Source organism: Ruegeria sp. AD11(2025), from assembly GCF_056542405.1.
The window spans coordinates 117,568-131,503 of sequence record NZ_JBQFZU010000006.1 but is presented as its reverse complement, the minus strand read 5'-3'; the positions used below and the strand labels follow the sequence as shown (position 1 = coordinate 131,503).

Sequence of the window (13,936 nt, the reverse complement as noted above, 5' to 3'; positions counted from 1 at the left end):
GCAGTGGCGAATTTCATTTTCGGAGTAGATCCATGGCTGACGAAAGCCCTGCAGAAAACAACGCGGCACAGACCGCCCCGCAAATTCAGATGCGCGTTCTGGGACAATTCATTCGCGACCTGTCTTTTGAAAACGTGATGGCGCAAAAAGGCGTGTCCGGTGACGTTCAGCCCGAGATCGCGGTTCAGGTGAATCTGGATGCGAAAAAGCGCTCGGTCGAGCATCAGTACGAAGTGGCGATCAAGCTGAACCTCAAGTCGAAAGCCAAAGGCATGGAGGACGTTTTGTTCCTGTGCGAGATCGACTATTGCGGCCTGTTCCACATCGAAGGTGTGGCCGATGATCAGCTGCATCCCTTCCTGATGATCGAATGCCCGCGGATGCTGTTCCCGTTCCTGCGCCGCATCGTAAGCGACATCACCCGCGACGGTGGCTATCCGCCGGTGAACCTGGACACTATCGATTTCGTCACGCTGTATCGCAATGAATTGATGCGCCGCCAGGCCGAAGCTCAGAAAACCGAAGCCTGATTGGCCTGACCCGCGCCGGGATGTGTCTCAGGCGCGGGTCCACAGGGCGTTTCCGCCCAGCTTCTCCACAAATGCCTCGTGCGCCACACGTTCTTCGTCGGTTATTTTTGACGCCAAAGGGGTCGGGCGCGCCATTGGACGCCAGTCGTCCTGTCCACCTGCGCCCGAAGACGCTGAGGTAGAAAGACCGAAATCCGGCTGCCGTCCCCCGATCAGTTCAAGATAGACCTCGGCCAGAATCTCCGAGTCGAGCAACGCTCCGTGCAGCACGCGGTTTGTATTGTCGATGTTGAACCGCCGGCACAATGCATCCAGCGAGGCCGGCGAGCCCGGAAAGCGTTTGCGCGCAATAGCCAGCGTATCCAGCGCCTGATCCATCGGAATCTGCGGCAACCCCATCCATCTGAGTTCCGCGTTCAGGAATTTCATATCGAAGGATGCGTTGTGGATCACCAGCCTGGAATCCTGGATAAAATCAAGAAAACCCTGACCCACCCTGGCAAAGACCGGCTTGTCCTTCAGCGTGACCTCACCCTTTTCTGGCGGGCGTGGGCTTTCCAGCAGGTCCGGCCCGATCCCATGTACGCCAAAGGCCTCTTCAGGCATCGACCGTTCGGGGTTGATGTAGACGTGATAGGTCTCGCCCGTGGCCACGTGGTTCCACAACTCGACCGCACCGATCTCGACAATCCGGTCGCCGCTTTCGGGGTCGAACCCTGTGGTTTCGGTATCGAGTACAATCTCACGCATCTGCCAGCCCCGCGCGTATCTGCCTGATTACATCCTGCACCTGCGCGCGGGCGTGGTCCAGCGTATCCGTCACGATCACAAAATCCGACCGCGCGCATTTTTCCTCATTCGGCATCTGCTTGGCGCGGATCTGCTCGAACTGCGCCTCGGTCATGGTGCCACGCTCCATCACCCGGCGCTTTTGCTCGTCGGCCGGAATCGAGACACAGGCAACCGCATTCATCGCCACATCTCCGCCTGTTTCGAACAGCAGCGGAATGTCGAACACCAGAATATCGGCCTTGGTCTGTTCCCGGAAAGCAGCGCGATCAGCGGCCACCAACGGATGCACGATGGCTTCGATCTGTTTCAGCGCAGACGAGTCCCGCGCGATGATCTGTTTCAGCGCCTCTCGGCTGACCGCTTCCTCGACAATGGCACCGGGAAAGGCCGCCCGCATGGGCTCAACAGCGGCTCCGCCCCTTGTATAGAGTCTATGTACGGCCGCATCTGCATCCCACAGCGCGCAGCCTTCGGCGACGAACATCTGCGCCGTCGTGCTTTTGCCCATTCCGATCGAGCCCGTCAGGCCAAGCGCGAAACTCATCCCAAAACCGCCGCGCGCAGGTCATCTGTCACCTCGGGGCGGGTACCGAACCAGCGTTCGAACCCGGGAACCGCCTGATGCAGCAGCATGCCCAACCCGTCGACAGTGGTACAGCCGGCCTCTTCTGCCACTTGCAGCAGATGGGTTTTCAGCGGGGCGTAGACCAGATCGGTCACAACGGCACCGGGTTGCAGTCCATCCAGCGGCACCCGCAACTCGGGCTGCCCCTGCATACCCAATGAGGTCGTGTTGACCACCAGCTCCGCATTTTCGATGACATTCCCAGCCTGCAGCCAATCGACCACGGTAACGCGGTCGCCGAATTCCTTCTGCAACTGGTCTGCACGGGCGCGGGTGCGATTGGTCAGCAAGATCTGAGGCACGTCCGCGTCCAGCAGGCTCTGTATCACCGCCCGCGCCGCGCCGCCTGCGCCAAACACCACGGCCGGGCCATCCGAGGGCGTCCAATCCGGCGCGCCGCTGCGCAGGTTCTCCAGGAACCCGTAGCCGTCGGTGTTGTCCGCGTGGATCGTGCCGTCCTCATGAAACACCAGCGTATTCGCCGCACCGATGACCGAGGCCCGCTCGGATACGTGATCGGCAACGCGCAGCGCGGCCTCTTTATGGGGGACCGTCACATTGGTGCCGACGAACCCAGCCTTGGGCAGGGACCGCAGAACGGTCTCAAAATCTTCGGGGGCTACGTCCATCGGGACGTAATGCCCATCCAGTCCGTATTTCTTCAGCCAGTGGCCATGCAGTTTCGGCGATTTGGAATGCGCAATCGGGTGCCCGATCACGCCGGCCAACGGAATACGGTTATGCGTCATTGATCGATCACCCCTTTGGCGGCCAGAAAATTGAGCAGTTCCAACAGGGGCATACCCAAGACATTAAAATAGTCGCCGTCAATGGTGGCGAACAGGCGGACGCCTTCCTCTTCCAGCTTATAAGCGCCGACCGCGTGGCGAATGCTGTCCCAGTTGCGTTCTATATAGTCGCGCAGATAAGCGTCCGAGCTCATCCGCATCCGCAGGCGCACTTGGCCGACGTGGCGCCAGATCGGCTCGCCATCCTGATAGATCACCGCAGCCGACAACAGCAGGTGCCGCTTGCCCCGCATTGCCTTGAGCTGTGCCAGCGCATCCTCGGGCGTTTCGGGTTTCGACAGCAACTGCCCGTCGAAATCCAGCACCTGATCACAGCCCAGAACCATCGCCCCGGTGGTCTTGTCACTGACCCTGCGCGCCTTCATCTCAGCCAGAGCGTCGGCGATATCGCGGGGCGGGGCACCTTCGGCCAGCAGCGCGCGTTTCATGGACTCTTCGTCCACGCGCGCGACCTGAACAGAAAACGGCACGCCTGCGTTTTCCAGCAACTGCGCGCGAATGGATGACCCCGAGGCCAGGATGATGGGGACAGACATGTGGACAACCCCGTGTGCAAATCGTTGAGCGTTCTTGAACGGTTTGTATGGTTTTCCGATTGACACGCAACCCCGGGAATTTCGCGCAAAACTTCCCTGAGTCGCTCGAACGCAGTCCATCCGGGACAAGGATAAGTCGAACAGGGGGGATAAGCGGAAACTCCACAGATACCCCGCGATTTATCCCCAGACAGATTGCAGAAAATACATGGTATATGACTGTAATTAAACGATTATTGTTGTAACTCACAGAATCACTCCCCTGTACCGGATAATTTTCCACCTGGGGAAAACACATGTTTAAAAAAGTAATCCACGGATTTTGTTCACCCTACAAAACCATCATCCTTTTTCTTTTCTTATTTTTTTAATAGGGAGAGTTCCGAGCAACGCCCGGAGCCAGAATGACCGATCTTCTTTTCACGATTTACCCGTGGGTGAAGTCTTTACACATCATGGCCGTGATCTCGTGGATGGCAGGCCTGTTCTATCTGCCAAGACTGTTCGTCTATCACGTAGAAAAGGCACAGGCAGTCGATGGGGCTGAAACCATTTTCTTTGAAATGGAAGACAAGCTGCTGCGCGTGATCATGCGTCCTGCAATGTACGTGGCGTGGATCTGCGGGCTGATCATGGTCTTGACACCGGGCATTGTCGGCTGGGACTGGTCCTGGCCCTGGGTCAAAGGCGCGGCGGTGATTGGGATGACCTGGTTCCATCATTGGCTGATGGCGCGGCGCAAGGACTTCGTGGAAGGCCGAAACAAGCTCACTGGGCGGCAGTACCGCATGATGAACGAGGTTCCGACCATTCTGATGGTTGCCATCGTTCTGGCGGTCATTCTGAAGTTCTGAGGGCCTGTTTGACTCCGACGGCTGCCGCGCTTATGTAGGGATCAACTCGCCCGTCCGGGCGGCGTATCTTCCGTACTGAAATTCCACTTCGTGCCGCGCTGTCAGCGGTGAAGGTATATATCATGACAACTGATGCCCTGAATCTGGCCGACCTGAAGGCCAAAAGCCCCAAAGACCTTCTGGCGATGGCCGAAGAGCTGGAAATCGAAAACGCCTCGACAATGCGAAAAGGCGAGATGATGTTCCAGATCCTGCGCGAACGCGCGGATGAAGGCTGGACCGTCGGCGGCGACGGTGTCCTTGAGGTCCTGCAGGACGGGTTCGGCTTCCTGCGCTCGCCCGAGGCGAACTACCTGCCGGGTCCGGATGACATCTATGTCTCACCCGACATGATCCGCCAGCACTCGCTGCGGACCGGCGATACGGTCGAAGGCGATATCAAAGCACCGGATGAAAACGAGCGGTACTTTGCACTGATCAAGGTCACCAAGATCAACTTTGAAGAACCTGAAAAAGCCAAGCATAAGATCCTGTTCGACAACTTGACGCCTTTGTATCCGGACGAACGTCTGAAGATGGAGATCGAAGATCCCACCATCAAGGACAAGTCGGCCCGGGTGATCGATCTGGTCTCGCCTATCGGTAAAGGACAGCGGTCTCTGATCGTGGCGCCGCCGCGGACCGGTAAGACGGTGATCCTGCAGAACATCGCGCATTCGATCGAACAGAACCACCCAGAGTGCTACCTGATCGTCCTTTTGATCGACGAACGCCCGGAAGAGGTGACCGACATGCAGCGTTCGGTGAAGGGTGAAGTTGTATCTTCGACCTTCGACGAGCCGGCAACGCGTCACGTGGCCGTGTCTGAGATGGTGATCGAAAAAGCCAAGCGTTTGGTCGAACATAAACGAGATGTTGTTATTCTTCTCGATTCGATCACAAGACTTGGTAGGGCCTTTAACACAGTGGTACCGTCCTCGGGTAAAGTTCTGACCGGTGGTGTGGATGCAAACGCCCTGCAACGGCCCAAGCGGTTCTTTGGTGCGGCGCGGAACATCGAAGAGGGCGGTTCGCTGACCATCATCGCCACCGCGCTAATCGATACCGGCAGCCGTATGGATGAGGTTATCTTTGAAGAATTCAAAGGCACCGGTAACTCGGAAATCGTTCTGGATCGCAAGATCGCAGACAAGCGCGTGTTCCCGGCCATCGACATCCTCAAGTCCGGCACCCGCAAAGAGGATCTGCTGGTCGATAAGGGCGATCTGGCCAAGACCTTCGTCCTGCGCCGCATCCTCAACCCGATGGGCACTACCGATGCGATCGAGTTCCTGTTGTCGAAGTTGAAACAGACCAAGACAAACGGCGAGTTCTTCGATTCGATGAACACCTGACACAGGTCTTAACTGACGCGAGGCCTTCGAATGGATACGATATTCGCCTTGGCCAGCGCACAAGGCAAAGCAGGGGTGGCGGTCATCCGCCTCTCAGGCCCTTTGGCGCATTCCGCTGCGGCTGGCCTGACCGGCGGCCCGCTGCCACTCCGTGGTATGCGGGTTCGGTCCTTGCATGCGGCTGATGGCTCGCGTTTGGACGATGGGTTGGTCCTGACCTTTCAGGGGCCGGCCAGTTTCACCGGTGAAGATGTGGCCGAGCTGCAAATTCACGGCAGCACCGCCTCGGTTAATGCCGTGATGCGGTGCCTGTCGGATACGGACGGGTTGCGATTGGCAGAACCCGGTGAGTTCACGCGCCGGGCGCTGGAAAACGGCAAGATGGACCTAACCCAGGTCGAAGGGCTTGCCGACCTGATTGACGCCGAAACCGAGGCGCAACGCAAGCAAGCGCAGACCATTCTGGGCGGGGAATTGGGCGGATTGGCTGAGCGCTGGCGTCGTGATTTGATCCGGGCGGCTTCGTTGTTGGAAGCCGTCATTGATTTTGCCGACGAAGAGGTGCCGACGGATGTCACACCCGAAGTGCGTATGTTGGTGACCGGTGTCATGCAGGACCTGCAGCGTGAAGCGGAGGGCGTGAAAATTGCCGAACGCATCCGGACCGGTTTTGAGGTTGCGATTGTTGGCCTGCCAAACGCGGGCAAGTCGACCTTGCTGAATACCCTGGCCGGGCGAGAGGCCGCAATCACCTCGGAATATGCTGGTACAACCCGTGATGTCATTGAGGTTCGCATGGATTTGGCCGGCCTGCCGGTGACACTGCTGGATACGGCCGGGCTGCGTGAAACCGAGGATCTTGTCGAAAACCTTGGGATCGAGTTGGCCCGCAAACGCGCAGACGCCGCTGATTTGCGGGTGTTTTTGACCGAAGACCCCTCAGAGCTTGGCGTTCAAATGCTGGACGGCGATATTCAGATGTTGCCGAAATCTGACCTTCGGAAAGATCATAATGGCGGAATCTCCGGAAAAACGGGGCAGGGGATTGATCGGCTAATTTCCCATATATCGTGCGTTCTTGGTGATCGGTCTACCAAACATGGTATTGCAACCCGTGAACGGCACCGCGTTGCGCTGATTGATGCCCGGTCAGCATTGGCTGCGGCGATGGCGGTTCTGGAATCAGGCCCGGACTTGTATGATATCGCTGCCGAAGAACTGCGCACGGCGATCCGTGCCTTGGAAACACTGGTTGGCAGGATCGGGGTTGAAGACCTTCTTGACGAGATATTCTCCAGTTTCTGCCTGGGTAAGTAAGGAGTGTTTCACGTGAAACATTCGAAGTTTGATGTTGTCGTTGTTGGGGCTGGCCACGCTGGTACTGAGGCTGCTCATGCTGCAGCACGTATGGGAGCCGAGACTGCGCTGGTCACCCTATCCGCCTCCGATATTGGTGTGATGTCTTGTAACCCGGCTATCGGCGGATTGGGAAAAGGCCATTTGGTCCGTGAAATCGATGCGCTGGATGGCGTTATGGGCCGGGTCGCGGATCAGGCCGGTATTCAGTTTCGCTTGCTGAACCGCCGCAAAGGTCCGGCAGTACAAGGCCCCCGAACCCAGGCTGATCGTGCGCTATACCGGGCTGCCATGCAAAAGGAAACGCAGGCACAGAATCTTTTGTCTGTCGTGGTCGGAGAGGTCGTCGACTTTCTGATGGACGGGCACAAGGTGGTCGGAATCAGGCTGGCGGACGATACTGAAATTCACGCTGGTGCCGTTATTTTGACTTCAGGCACGTTCCTGCGCGGCATTATCCATATCGGCGATGTTTCTAGGCCAGGGGGGCGGATGGGGGATCGGCCCTCAGTCAAGCTGGCAGAACGATTGGACAGTCTTGATCTACCGATGGGTCGTTTGAAAACCGGGACACCGCCACGGTTGGACGGTCGGACAATCGACTGGTCCGATCTTGAACGTCAGGACGGAGACGACGACCCCACGCTGTTTTCCTTTCTCTCCACGTCCGTTGTCGCACCGCAGATTTCATGCGGTATCACGCATACAAACGCGCGCACCCATGAGATCATCGAAAAGAACCTGTCTCGATCTGCTATGTACGGTGGGCATATCGATGGGGTGGGGCCCAGATACTGTCCTTCGATAGAAGACAAGATTGTGCGATTTGCGGAAAAGGACTCCCATCAGATTTTCCTTGAACCCGAAGGGGTTGATGATCACACGATCTATCCAAACGGTATTTCAACGTCTTTGCCTCAAGATGTGCAGCAAGATTATGTGCACTCAATTAAAGGGCTTGAGAATGCCAAAATCCTGCAGCCTGGTTATGCAATTGAGTACGATTATGTCGACCCACGTGTTCTGACATCCTCTTTGTCCTTACCTGAAGCACCGGGACTATACCTTGCGGGTCAGATCAACGGTACAACAGGATATGAGGAAGCTGCTGCCCAAGGCCTCGTCGCGGGGCTGAATGCCGCTTTGGCTGTATTTGGACGAGATCCCGTTCATTTCACCCGGGCCGACAGCTATATCGGTGTAATGATTGACGATCTGACCACGCGTGGTGTGGCGGAGCCGTACCGTATGTTCACTTCTCGGGCGGAGTTTCGACTGTCCTTGCGAGCAGACAATGCCGATCAGCGGCTGACACCTTTGGGTACAGACCTTGGGTGCGTGGGAGAGGAACGCCAAGCCCGGTTTGCCGAGAAGATGGGCAAACTCACCTCTGCCAAATCCATGTTGACGGATCGCACATACACGCCGAAAGAGGCGCGCGCCGTGGGAATTAACGTCAATCAGGACGGCAATCGCAGGGATGGTATGGCGCTATTGGCGTTCCCAGATGTCTCGTTTGATGATCTGGTTCCCCTTGTCCCTGAATTGGGAGATGTCGAAACAGATATCCGGCTTCAAGTTGAGCGTGACGCGCTTTATGCAAACTACATCGCGCGTCAGCAAAAAGATGTCGAAGCGATGAAACGTGATGAATCTTATGAAATTCCGTGGGATTTCGACTATTCTTCGCTGGAAGGTCTGTCTTCCGAGATGAAACAAAAGCTTTCACAGGCCCGACCGGTGAATATCGCTCAGGCCGGGCGCGTCGAAGGGGTGACACCAGCAGCACTTACATTGCTGTTGGCCAAATTGAGGCGCGGGCAAAAGGTACGCAAGGCATGAGCCACGAAATCTTTGATGGTTTGAGTGTTTCACGTGAAACATTCGAGCGGCTCGAGACCTATGTAGATCTGGTGCAACGCTGGAATCCGAAGATCAATCTGGTATCCCGCAACAGTTTAAAGGACATCTGGACGCGGCACATTCTGGATTCCGTACAGGTTTACCGCTGTGCAGATGCGTTCAAAACCTGGGTGGATTTGGGCAGCGGGGGCGGGTTCCCCGGTATGGTCTGCGCAATCATGGGCATCGAAGAAGCGCCAGAAGCCAAGTTCACATTCGTGGAAAGCGATCAGCGTAAATCGGCGTTCCTGCGCAGCGTGGCAAGAGAATGCGGCGCCAATTGTACTGTCGTTTCAAAGCGAATCGAAAACGTGGAACCGATACTAGCGGACGTTCTTTCTGCGCGGGCTCTTGCTGATCTTAAAGCATTATTGTCATTTTGTGACAGGCATTTAGGAAAAACTGGTACAGCTTTGTTGCCGAAAGGTGCAAGCTGGAAAAAAGAGCTGGAAGCCGCACGTGAGGAATGGAATTTCGAGTGCGAGGCGATTACAAGTTTAACTGAACCCCAAGCTGTTATTCTAAGGATCAAAGGAGTATCGCGTGGTTGATCTGTCTCGTCCCTCAGGGCCCCGGATAATTGCGGTTGCCAATCAGAAGGGTGGGGTGGGAAAGACGACGACGGCTATCAATCTGGCTGCAGGTTTGGCCGAAGCCGGGTGCAGGGTACTGGTTGTCGACCTCGATCCACAAGGAAACGCGTCAACCGGCCTAGGTGTCGAAGACCGGGACTGGACGACTTACGATTTGATCCTTGACGACGCGCCGCTTGAGGCGGTCGTGCAAGAGACGGAAATAGAAGGCCTGTTTGTAATCCCCGCAACCGTCGACTTGAGTTCGGCCGACATCGAACTGATTTCGAACGAAAAGCGCAGCTACCTTTTACATGACGCGCTGCGGCAGACGTCAATTGATAAGTTCGAGCTTGATTTTGTGCTTATCGACTGCCCGCCTTCGTTGAACCTGCTGACCGTAAACGCCATGGTTGCGGCTCATTCCGTTCTGGTTCCGCTGCAAAGCGAGTTCTTTGCACTTGAGGGGTTGTCGCAGTTGATGCTGACGATACGAGAAGTCCGCCAAACCGCGAATCCGGATCTCAGAATCGAAGGTGTTGTGTTAACCATGTATGATAACCGCAACAACTTGTCCCGTCAGGTTGAAAAGGATGCACGTGACAATCTGGGTGAGATGGTATTTAAAACCAAGATACCCAGAAATGTGCGGGTCAGCGAGGCGCCGTCTTACGCTTTGCCGGTTCTGCAGTATGATTCGGGGTCGTTGGGGGCGATGGCGTATCGGCACCTGGCGCGCGAAGTCATGTATAAGAATAAGAAAGCCGCCGCCTGAGCGGCAGTGAGGAGGGCTCAGTGGCTGTCAAGAAATCAAAACCCCGAGGTTTGGGCCGCGGATTGTCCGCTCTGATGGCAGATGTGACGCAGGAAGCCCAAGGTCTTGTCCCGTCAGAACCCCGTCGGCCGGATATGAAAGTCCCGATCGAAAAGCTGCGGGCCAACCCGAACCAGCCGCGCCGGACCTTTTCGCCGGACCAGCTGAACGAATTGGCGGCCTCGGTCAAAGAAAAAGGCATCATTCAGCCGCTGATCGTGCGGGAAGTTAACGGTAGCCAATATGAAATCGTGGCTGGTGAGCGCCGCTGGCGGGCCGCTCAGATGGCACAGCTTCACGATATTCCGGTCATCGTGCGTGATTTTGACGATACCGAGGTGCTGGAAGTCGCGATTATCGAGAACATTCAACGGGCAGATCTGAATGCCGTAGAAGAGGCTGCAGGCTACAAACAGCTGATGGATCGGTTCGGGCATACGCAGGAAAAACTGGCCGAAGCCCTGGGCAAAAGCCGCAGTCATATCGCGAACCTGCTGCGTTTGCTGTCGCTGCCGCTGGATGTGCAGACTCTGGTGATCGAAGGAAAGCTGTCGGCGGGCCATGCACGGGCGCTGATTACCGCGGAAAACCCGTCTGAGTTGGCGAAAATCGTGGTGCGGGACGGACTTTCGGTGCGGGCGACAGAAGCGCTGGTGAAGAAACAGCAGGGCGATCAGGTTAAGGCTGCACCACGCTCCAGAAACCTGGATGCAGGTAAGGACGCAGACACGCGGGCGCTTGAGAAGGATCTGTCCGCGATTCTGGCGATGAAGGTTGTGATCAACCACAAGGCCGGAACCGAAACCGGGCAGGTGGTGCTGACCTATGAAAACCTGGATCAGTTGGACGATCTTTGCGCCAAGCTCAGCCGTTAGGCCGGGTCCAGATAAAGACCATTACGCAGCCCAACACCACGGCCTGGATGATCAGGACATGGGAGGGCAAGGCCAACAAGATAGACAAGCCAAATACGGCGGCGATCGAAATGGTCGCCGCCTTTTTTGCGCCCGGGCGAATGGCGCCCGAAGATTGCCAGTCTACAATCAACGGCCCGAAGGAGCGGTGCGTGATCAGCCAATTATGCAGACGCGAGGACGACCGAGCGAAGAAGAACGCTGCCAAAAGCAGAAATGGCACCGTTGGCAGCAGGGGCAGGACGATGCCCACCATCGCAAGGCCGACGCAGATCAATCCCAGAATGGCCCAGATATATTGCATCATCTATCCTAACAATTCCCGGATAACCGCATTCAGCACGGCTCGCCCGTCTTTGGTGGCGATTAGTCGTCCGTTTGTCTGATCGATCATGCCAAACCCAGCCAGATCAGACAGTTTGTCCTGTGGTAAAGGTAGGTCTGATAAAGTATTGTATCTATCAATATCTAGGCCCTCCCTGATACGTAGACACATCATAAGGTATTCATTTGCCTGATCTTGCCGTGAAAGTGTGGTGCGCTCTTTTTCTCCGGACCCGCTTTCAACAGCGTTCAGCCACGCGGCAGGCGACAAATAGGTTTCCGTCGCCAGTTTTTGACCGTTCAGCGTGATGCGCCCATGCGCCCCGGGTCCGACACCGACATAATCGCCATAACGCCAATAGATCAGGTTGTGCAGCGATTCCGCGCCGGGTCTGGCGTGGTTGGACACCTCATAGGCGGGCAGGCCGTGTGTCTCGCAGATTTCTTGCGTCGCCAGATACATATCGGCGGCGCTGTCATCCTCAGGCAACCCGCGCAGTTTTCCGATGGCGTAGCGGTCGCCGAACGCTGTGCCTTCCTCGATGGTCAGCTGGTACAGCGACAGGTGGTCGACGGCCATCGACAGTGCCTCGGTCAGTTCCGCGCGCCAGGCATCCGGGGTTTGATGCTGGCGGGCGTAGATCAGGTCAAAGCTCACCCGGTCAAAACAATTGCGGGCGATGTCAAAGGCGACGCGGGCCTCGGCCACGGTGTGAATGCGACCCAGCCGGCGCAGGTCTTCGTCGTTCAAGGCCTGCACACCCATCGAGATGCGGTTCACGCCAGCATTGCGATAGGCGGCAAAGCGACCAGCCTCAACTGATCCGGGATTGGCCTCGAGCGTGATTTCCATGTCATTGGATGGCCGCCAAAGGGCACGAGCCTCGTCGATGACGGCGGCGACGGTGTCGGGCTGCATCAGGGACGGGGTGCCGCCGCCAAAGAATATCGTGTTCAGGACGCGGTCAGGCGTTTCAGCGGACGAGCGGCGCAACTCGCTTAAGTAAGATCTAAGCCATTGTTTTTGATCAATATTACGGGAAACATGGCTGTTGAAGTCACAATAGGGGCATTTGGCCTCGCAAAAAGGCCAATGCACATACAGGCCAAAGCCCCCGTTGCGCCAATCATCCGCCAAAGCAGCCTTTCACGAACATCTCCACCGCGCGGCCGCGATGGCTGATCTTGTTCTTTTCCCAGCGATCCATTTCGGCAAAGGTAATGTCGTACCCGTCGGGGACAAACATCGGGTCATAACCAAATCCGCCTTCGCCCCGGATCGGCCAGACCAGATGGCCGGGGGCGATACCCTCGAACACCTCGTCATGGCCGTCTGGCCAGGCCAGAACCAACGTGCTGCGGAACTGTGCGGTGCGGGGATGGGCGGCGTTCTTCGCCTCCAGCTCGTCATGGGCGCGGGTCATCGCCATCAGGAAATCGCGGCCGTTGCCGGTTTCGGCCCAATCGGCGGTGTAAACACCTGGTGCGCCGCCTAGCGCATCGATAGTGATCCCGGAATCGTCCGACAGGGCAGGCAGGCCGGTCGCCTTGGCGGCGGCATGGGCTTTGATCCGGGCGTTGCCGACGAATGTGTCCTCGGTTTCCTCCGGTTCGGGCAGGTTCATCTCTGCCGCACCAATGACCGTCACGCCAAAGGGTTCGAGGAGATGGGCCATCTCCTCAAGTTTGCCTTTGTTATGCGTGGCCACCAGCAGCTTGTCGCTGTCGAACTTGCGGGTCATGCAGTGGCGGCCTTTTGCGCAGCAGCCAGTTCGGCCACGCCTTTTTCAGCCAGATCCATCAACTGATCCATCTGGGCGCGGCTGAAGACCGAGCCTTCGGCGCTCATCTGCACTTCGATCAGTTTGCCGGAACCGGTCATGATGAAGTTGCCGTCCACGCCTGCCTCACTGTCCTCGGGGTAGTCGAGATCCAGAACCGGCTGACCGGCATAGATACCGCAAGACACTGCGGCAACCGGATCGACCAGCGGATCGGATATCACGTCACCCGCCTTCATCAGCTTGTTCACGGCCAGGCGCAGTGCAACCCAACCACCGGTGATCGACGCGCAGCGGGTGCCGCCATCGGCCTGGATCACATCGCAGTCCACAGTGATTTGGCGTTCACCCAGCGCAACCCGATCCACACCGGCGCGCAGGGCGCGGCCGATCAGGCGCTGGATTTCAACGGTGCGACCGCCCTGCTTGCCGCTTGCAGCCTCACGCCGCATCCGGGTGTTGGTCGCACGGGGTAGCATTCCGTATTCGGCAGTTACCCAACCTAGGCCCGAGCCTTTGATGAAGGGCGGCACGCGATCTTCGATCGTGGCGGTGCACAGCACGTGGGTGTCGCCCATTTTTATCAGGCAGGAACCTTCGGCATGTTTGGTGAACCCCGTTTCGATTGAAACGGTGCGCATTTCGCTTAAATCTCGTCCTGAGGGTCGCATGAAAAATCCTTTGATTGCTGGGTTGGGGATAACGCCCCGCGGCGTTACGATGCAACCCCGAT

The 13,936-nt window shown here is 57.2% G+C and carries 16 protein-coding genes; 8 read left to right on the top strand and 8 right to left on the bottom strand.

All coding sequences use genetic code 11. The annotated features are described in order from the left end of the window. The first annotated feature begins 32 nt into the window (after positions 1 to 32). Positions 33 to 530 carry a protein-export chaperone SecB gene (secB, locus tag ACR1XY_RS08120; RefSeq protein ID WP_480591984.1) on the top strand — a complete coding sequence of 166 codons (498 nt, stop codon included), beginning with the start codon at positions 33 to 35 and terminating at the stop codon, positions 528 to 530. A 27-nt stretch (positions 531 to 557) separates the two neighbouring features. Here the strand turns inward: secB and dnaQ are convergent, their stop codons facing one another. The 4 genes from dnaQ to ACR1XY_RS08100 are packed head-to-tail and all read right to left on the bottom strand — an operon-like array spanning position 558 to position 3,292. After that, the gene (gene dnaQ / locus ACR1XY_RS08115) at positions 558 to 1,280 is read right to left on the bottom strand and encodes a DNA polymerase III subunit epsilon (RefSeq protein WP_480591982.1); all 723 of its coding nucleotides are present in this window, start codon (positions 1,278 to 1,280) and stop codon (positions 558 to 560) included. Further along, positions 1,273 to 1,866, bottom strand: a complete 594-nt coding sequence (gene coaE, locus ACR1XY_RS08110; protein ID WP_480591980.1) for a dephospho-CoA kinase — start codon at positions 1,864 to 1,866, stop codon at positions 1,273 to 1,275. Before coaE ends, dnaQ begins: the two co-directional genes overlap by 8 nt. Next, entirely contained in the window at positions 1,863 to 2,696 is an 834-nt protein-coding gene (locus ACR1XY_RS08105; protein ID WP_480591979.1) for a shikimate dehydrogenase, read from the bottom strand. Before ACR1XY_RS08105 ends, coaE begins: the two co-directional genes overlap by 4 nt. Then, entirely contained in the window at positions 2,693 to 3,292 is a 600-nt protein-coding gene (locus tag ACR1XY_RS08100) for a Maf family protein (RefSeq protein ID WP_480591977.1), read from the bottom strand. The genes ACR1XY_RS08105 and ACR1XY_RS08100 overlap by 4 nt, the downstream gene beginning before the upstream one ends. A gap of 404 nt (positions 3,293 to 3,696) precedes the next feature. On the opposite strand from ACR1XY_RS08100, the gene ACR1XY_RS08095 reads away from it, so the two are divergent. The 7 genes from ACR1XY_RS08095 (at position 3,697) to ACR1XY_RS08065 (ending at position 11,059) form a co-directional block, all read left to right on the top strand. Further along, positions 3,697 to 4,146 (top strand): CopD family protein, encoded by a 450-nt coding sequence (locus ACR1XY_RS08095; protein ID WP_480591975.1) that lies wholly within the window; start codon positions 3,697 to 3,699, stop codon positions 4,144 to 4,146. Positions 4,147 to 4,268: 122 nt separating this feature from the next. Beyond that, a complete protein-coding gene (gene rho / locus ACR1XY_RS08090; protein WP_480591973.1) occupies positions 4,269 to 5,540 on the top strand; it encodes a transcription termination factor Rho in 1,272 nt (423 codons plus the stop codon). A gap of 30 nt (positions 5,541 to 5,570) precedes the next feature. Next, entirely contained in the window at positions 5,571 to 6,857 is a 1,287-nt protein-coding gene (gene mnmE, locus ACR1XY_RS08085) for a tRNA uridine-5-carboxymethylaminomethyl(34) synthesis GTPase MnmE (protein WP_480591971.1), read from the top strand. A gap of 12 nt (positions 6,858 to 6,869) precedes the next feature. Further along, positions 6,870 to 8,738 (top strand): tRNA uridine-5-carboxymethylaminomethyl(34) synthesis enzyme MnmG, encoded by a 1,869-nt coding sequence (gene mnmG, locus ACR1XY_RS08080; RefSeq protein ID WP_480591969.1) that lies wholly within the window; start codon positions 6,870 to 6,872, stop codon positions 8,736 to 8,738. Continuing rightward, positions 8,735 to 9,349, top strand: a complete 615-nt coding sequence (gene rsmG / locus ACR1XY_RS08075) for a 16S rRNA (guanine(527)-N(7))-methyltransferase RsmG (RefSeq protein WP_480591967.1) — start codon at positions 8,735 to 8,737, stop codon at positions 9,347 to 9,349. The genes mnmG and rsmG overlap by 4 nt, the downstream gene beginning before the upstream one ends. Further along, positions 9,342 to 10,145: a ParA family protein gene (locus ACR1XY_RS08070; RefSeq protein ID WP_480591965.1), complete on the top strand. Its 804-nt coding sequence runs from the start codon at positions 9,342 to 9,344 to the stop codon at positions 10,143 to 10,145. The genes rsmG and ACR1XY_RS08070 overlap by 8 nt, the downstream gene beginning before the upstream one ends. A gap of 20 nt (positions 10,146 to 10,165) precedes the next feature. Next, positions 10,166 to 11,059: a ParB/RepB/Spo0J family partition protein gene (locus tag ACR1XY_RS08065; RefSeq protein WP_480591963.1), complete on the top strand. Its 894-nt coding sequence runs from the start codon at positions 10,166 to 10,168 to the stop codon at positions 11,057 to 11,059. Here the strand turns inward: ACR1XY_RS08065 and ACR1XY_RS08060 are convergent. From ACR1XY_RS08060 to rph, 4 genes are read right to left on the bottom strand one after another with little or no spacing between them, the layout of a single operon-like run. After that, positions 11,049 to 11,402, bottom strand: a complete 354-nt coding sequence (locus tag ACR1XY_RS08060) for a YbaN family protein (RefSeq protein ID WP_480591961.1) — start codon at positions 11,400 to 11,402, stop codon at positions 11,049 to 11,051. The two genes, ACR1XY_RS08065 and ACR1XY_RS08060, sit on opposite strands and share 11 nt — an antisense overlap. Before the next feature lie 3 nt (positions 11,403 to 11,405). Further along, positions 11,406 to 12,560, bottom strand: coding sequence for a radical SAM family heme chaperone HemW (hemW, locus tag ACR1XY_RS08055; RefSeq protein WP_480591960.1), 1,155 nt, complete (start codon positions 12,558 to 12,560; stop codon positions 11,406 to 11,408). Continuing rightward, the gene (rdgB, locus tag ACR1XY_RS08050) at positions 12,550 to 13,164 is read right to left on the bottom strand and encodes an RdgB/HAM1 family non-canonical purine NTP pyrophosphatase (protein ID WP_480591957.1); all 615 of its coding nucleotides are present in this window, start codon (positions 13,162 to 13,164) and stop codon (positions 12,550 to 12,552) included. Before rdgB ends, hemW begins: the two co-directional genes overlap by 11 nt. Continuing rightward, on the bottom strand, positions 13,161 to 13,874 hold the full coding sequence (gene rph / locus ACR1XY_RS08045) for a ribonuclease PH (protein WP_480559186.1): 714 nt from the start codon (positions 13,872 to 13,874) through the stop codon (positions 13,161 to 13,163). Before rph ends, rdgB begins: the two co-directional genes overlap by 4 nt. Between the last annotated feature and the right edge of the window lie 62 nt (positions 13,875 to 13,936).

Excerpts from the sequence above, each read along its gene's own strand:
- secB (WP_480591984.1), top strand. The coding sequence starts at position 33 with ATGGCTGACGAAAGCCCTGCAGAAAACAACGCGGCACAGACCGCCCCG.
- dnaQ (WP_480591982.1), bottom strand. The coding sequence starts at position 1,280 with ATGCGTGAGATTGTACTCGATACCGAAACCACAGGGTTCGACCCCGAA.
- coaE (WP_480591980.1), bottom strand. The coding sequence starts at position 1,866 with ATGAGTTTCGCGCTTGGCCTGACGGGCTCGATCGGAATGGGCAAAAGC.
- ACR1XY_RS08105 (WP_480591979.1), bottom strand. The coding sequence starts at position 2,696 with ATGACGCATAACCGTATTCCGTTGGCCGGCGTGATCGGGCACCCGATT.
- ACR1XY_RS08100 (WP_480591977.1), bottom strand. The coding sequence starts at position 3,292 with ATGTCTGTCCCCATCATCCTGGCCTCGGGGTCATCCATTCGCGCGCAG.
- ACR1XY_RS08095 (WP_480591975.1), top strand. The coding sequence starts at position 3,697 with ATGACCGATCTTCTTTTCACGATTTACCCGTGGGTGAAGTCTTTACAC.
- rho (WP_480591973.1), top strand. The coding sequence starts at position 4,269 with ATGACAACTGATGCCCTGAATCTGGCCGACCTGAAGGCCAAAAGCCCC.
- mnmE (WP_480591971.1), top strand. The coding sequence starts at position 5,571 with ATGGATACGATATTCGCCTTGGCCAGCGCACAAGGCAAAGCAGGGGTG.
- rsmG (WP_480591967.1), top strand. The coding sequence starts at position 8,735 with ATGAGCCACGAAATCTTTGATGGTTTGAGTGTTTCACGTGAAACATTC.
- ACR1XY_RS08060 (WP_480591961.1), bottom strand. The coding sequence starts at position 11,402 with ATGCAATATATCTGGGCCATTCTGGGATTGATCTGCGTCGGCCTTGCG.
- rdgB (WP_480591957.1), bottom strand. The coding sequence starts at position 13,164 with ATGACCCGCAAGTTCGACAGCGACAAGCTGCTGGTGGCCACGCATAAC.
- rph (WP_480559186.1), bottom strand. The coding sequence starts at position 13,874 with ATGCGACCCTCAGGACGAGATTTAAGCGAAATGCGCACCGTTTCAATC.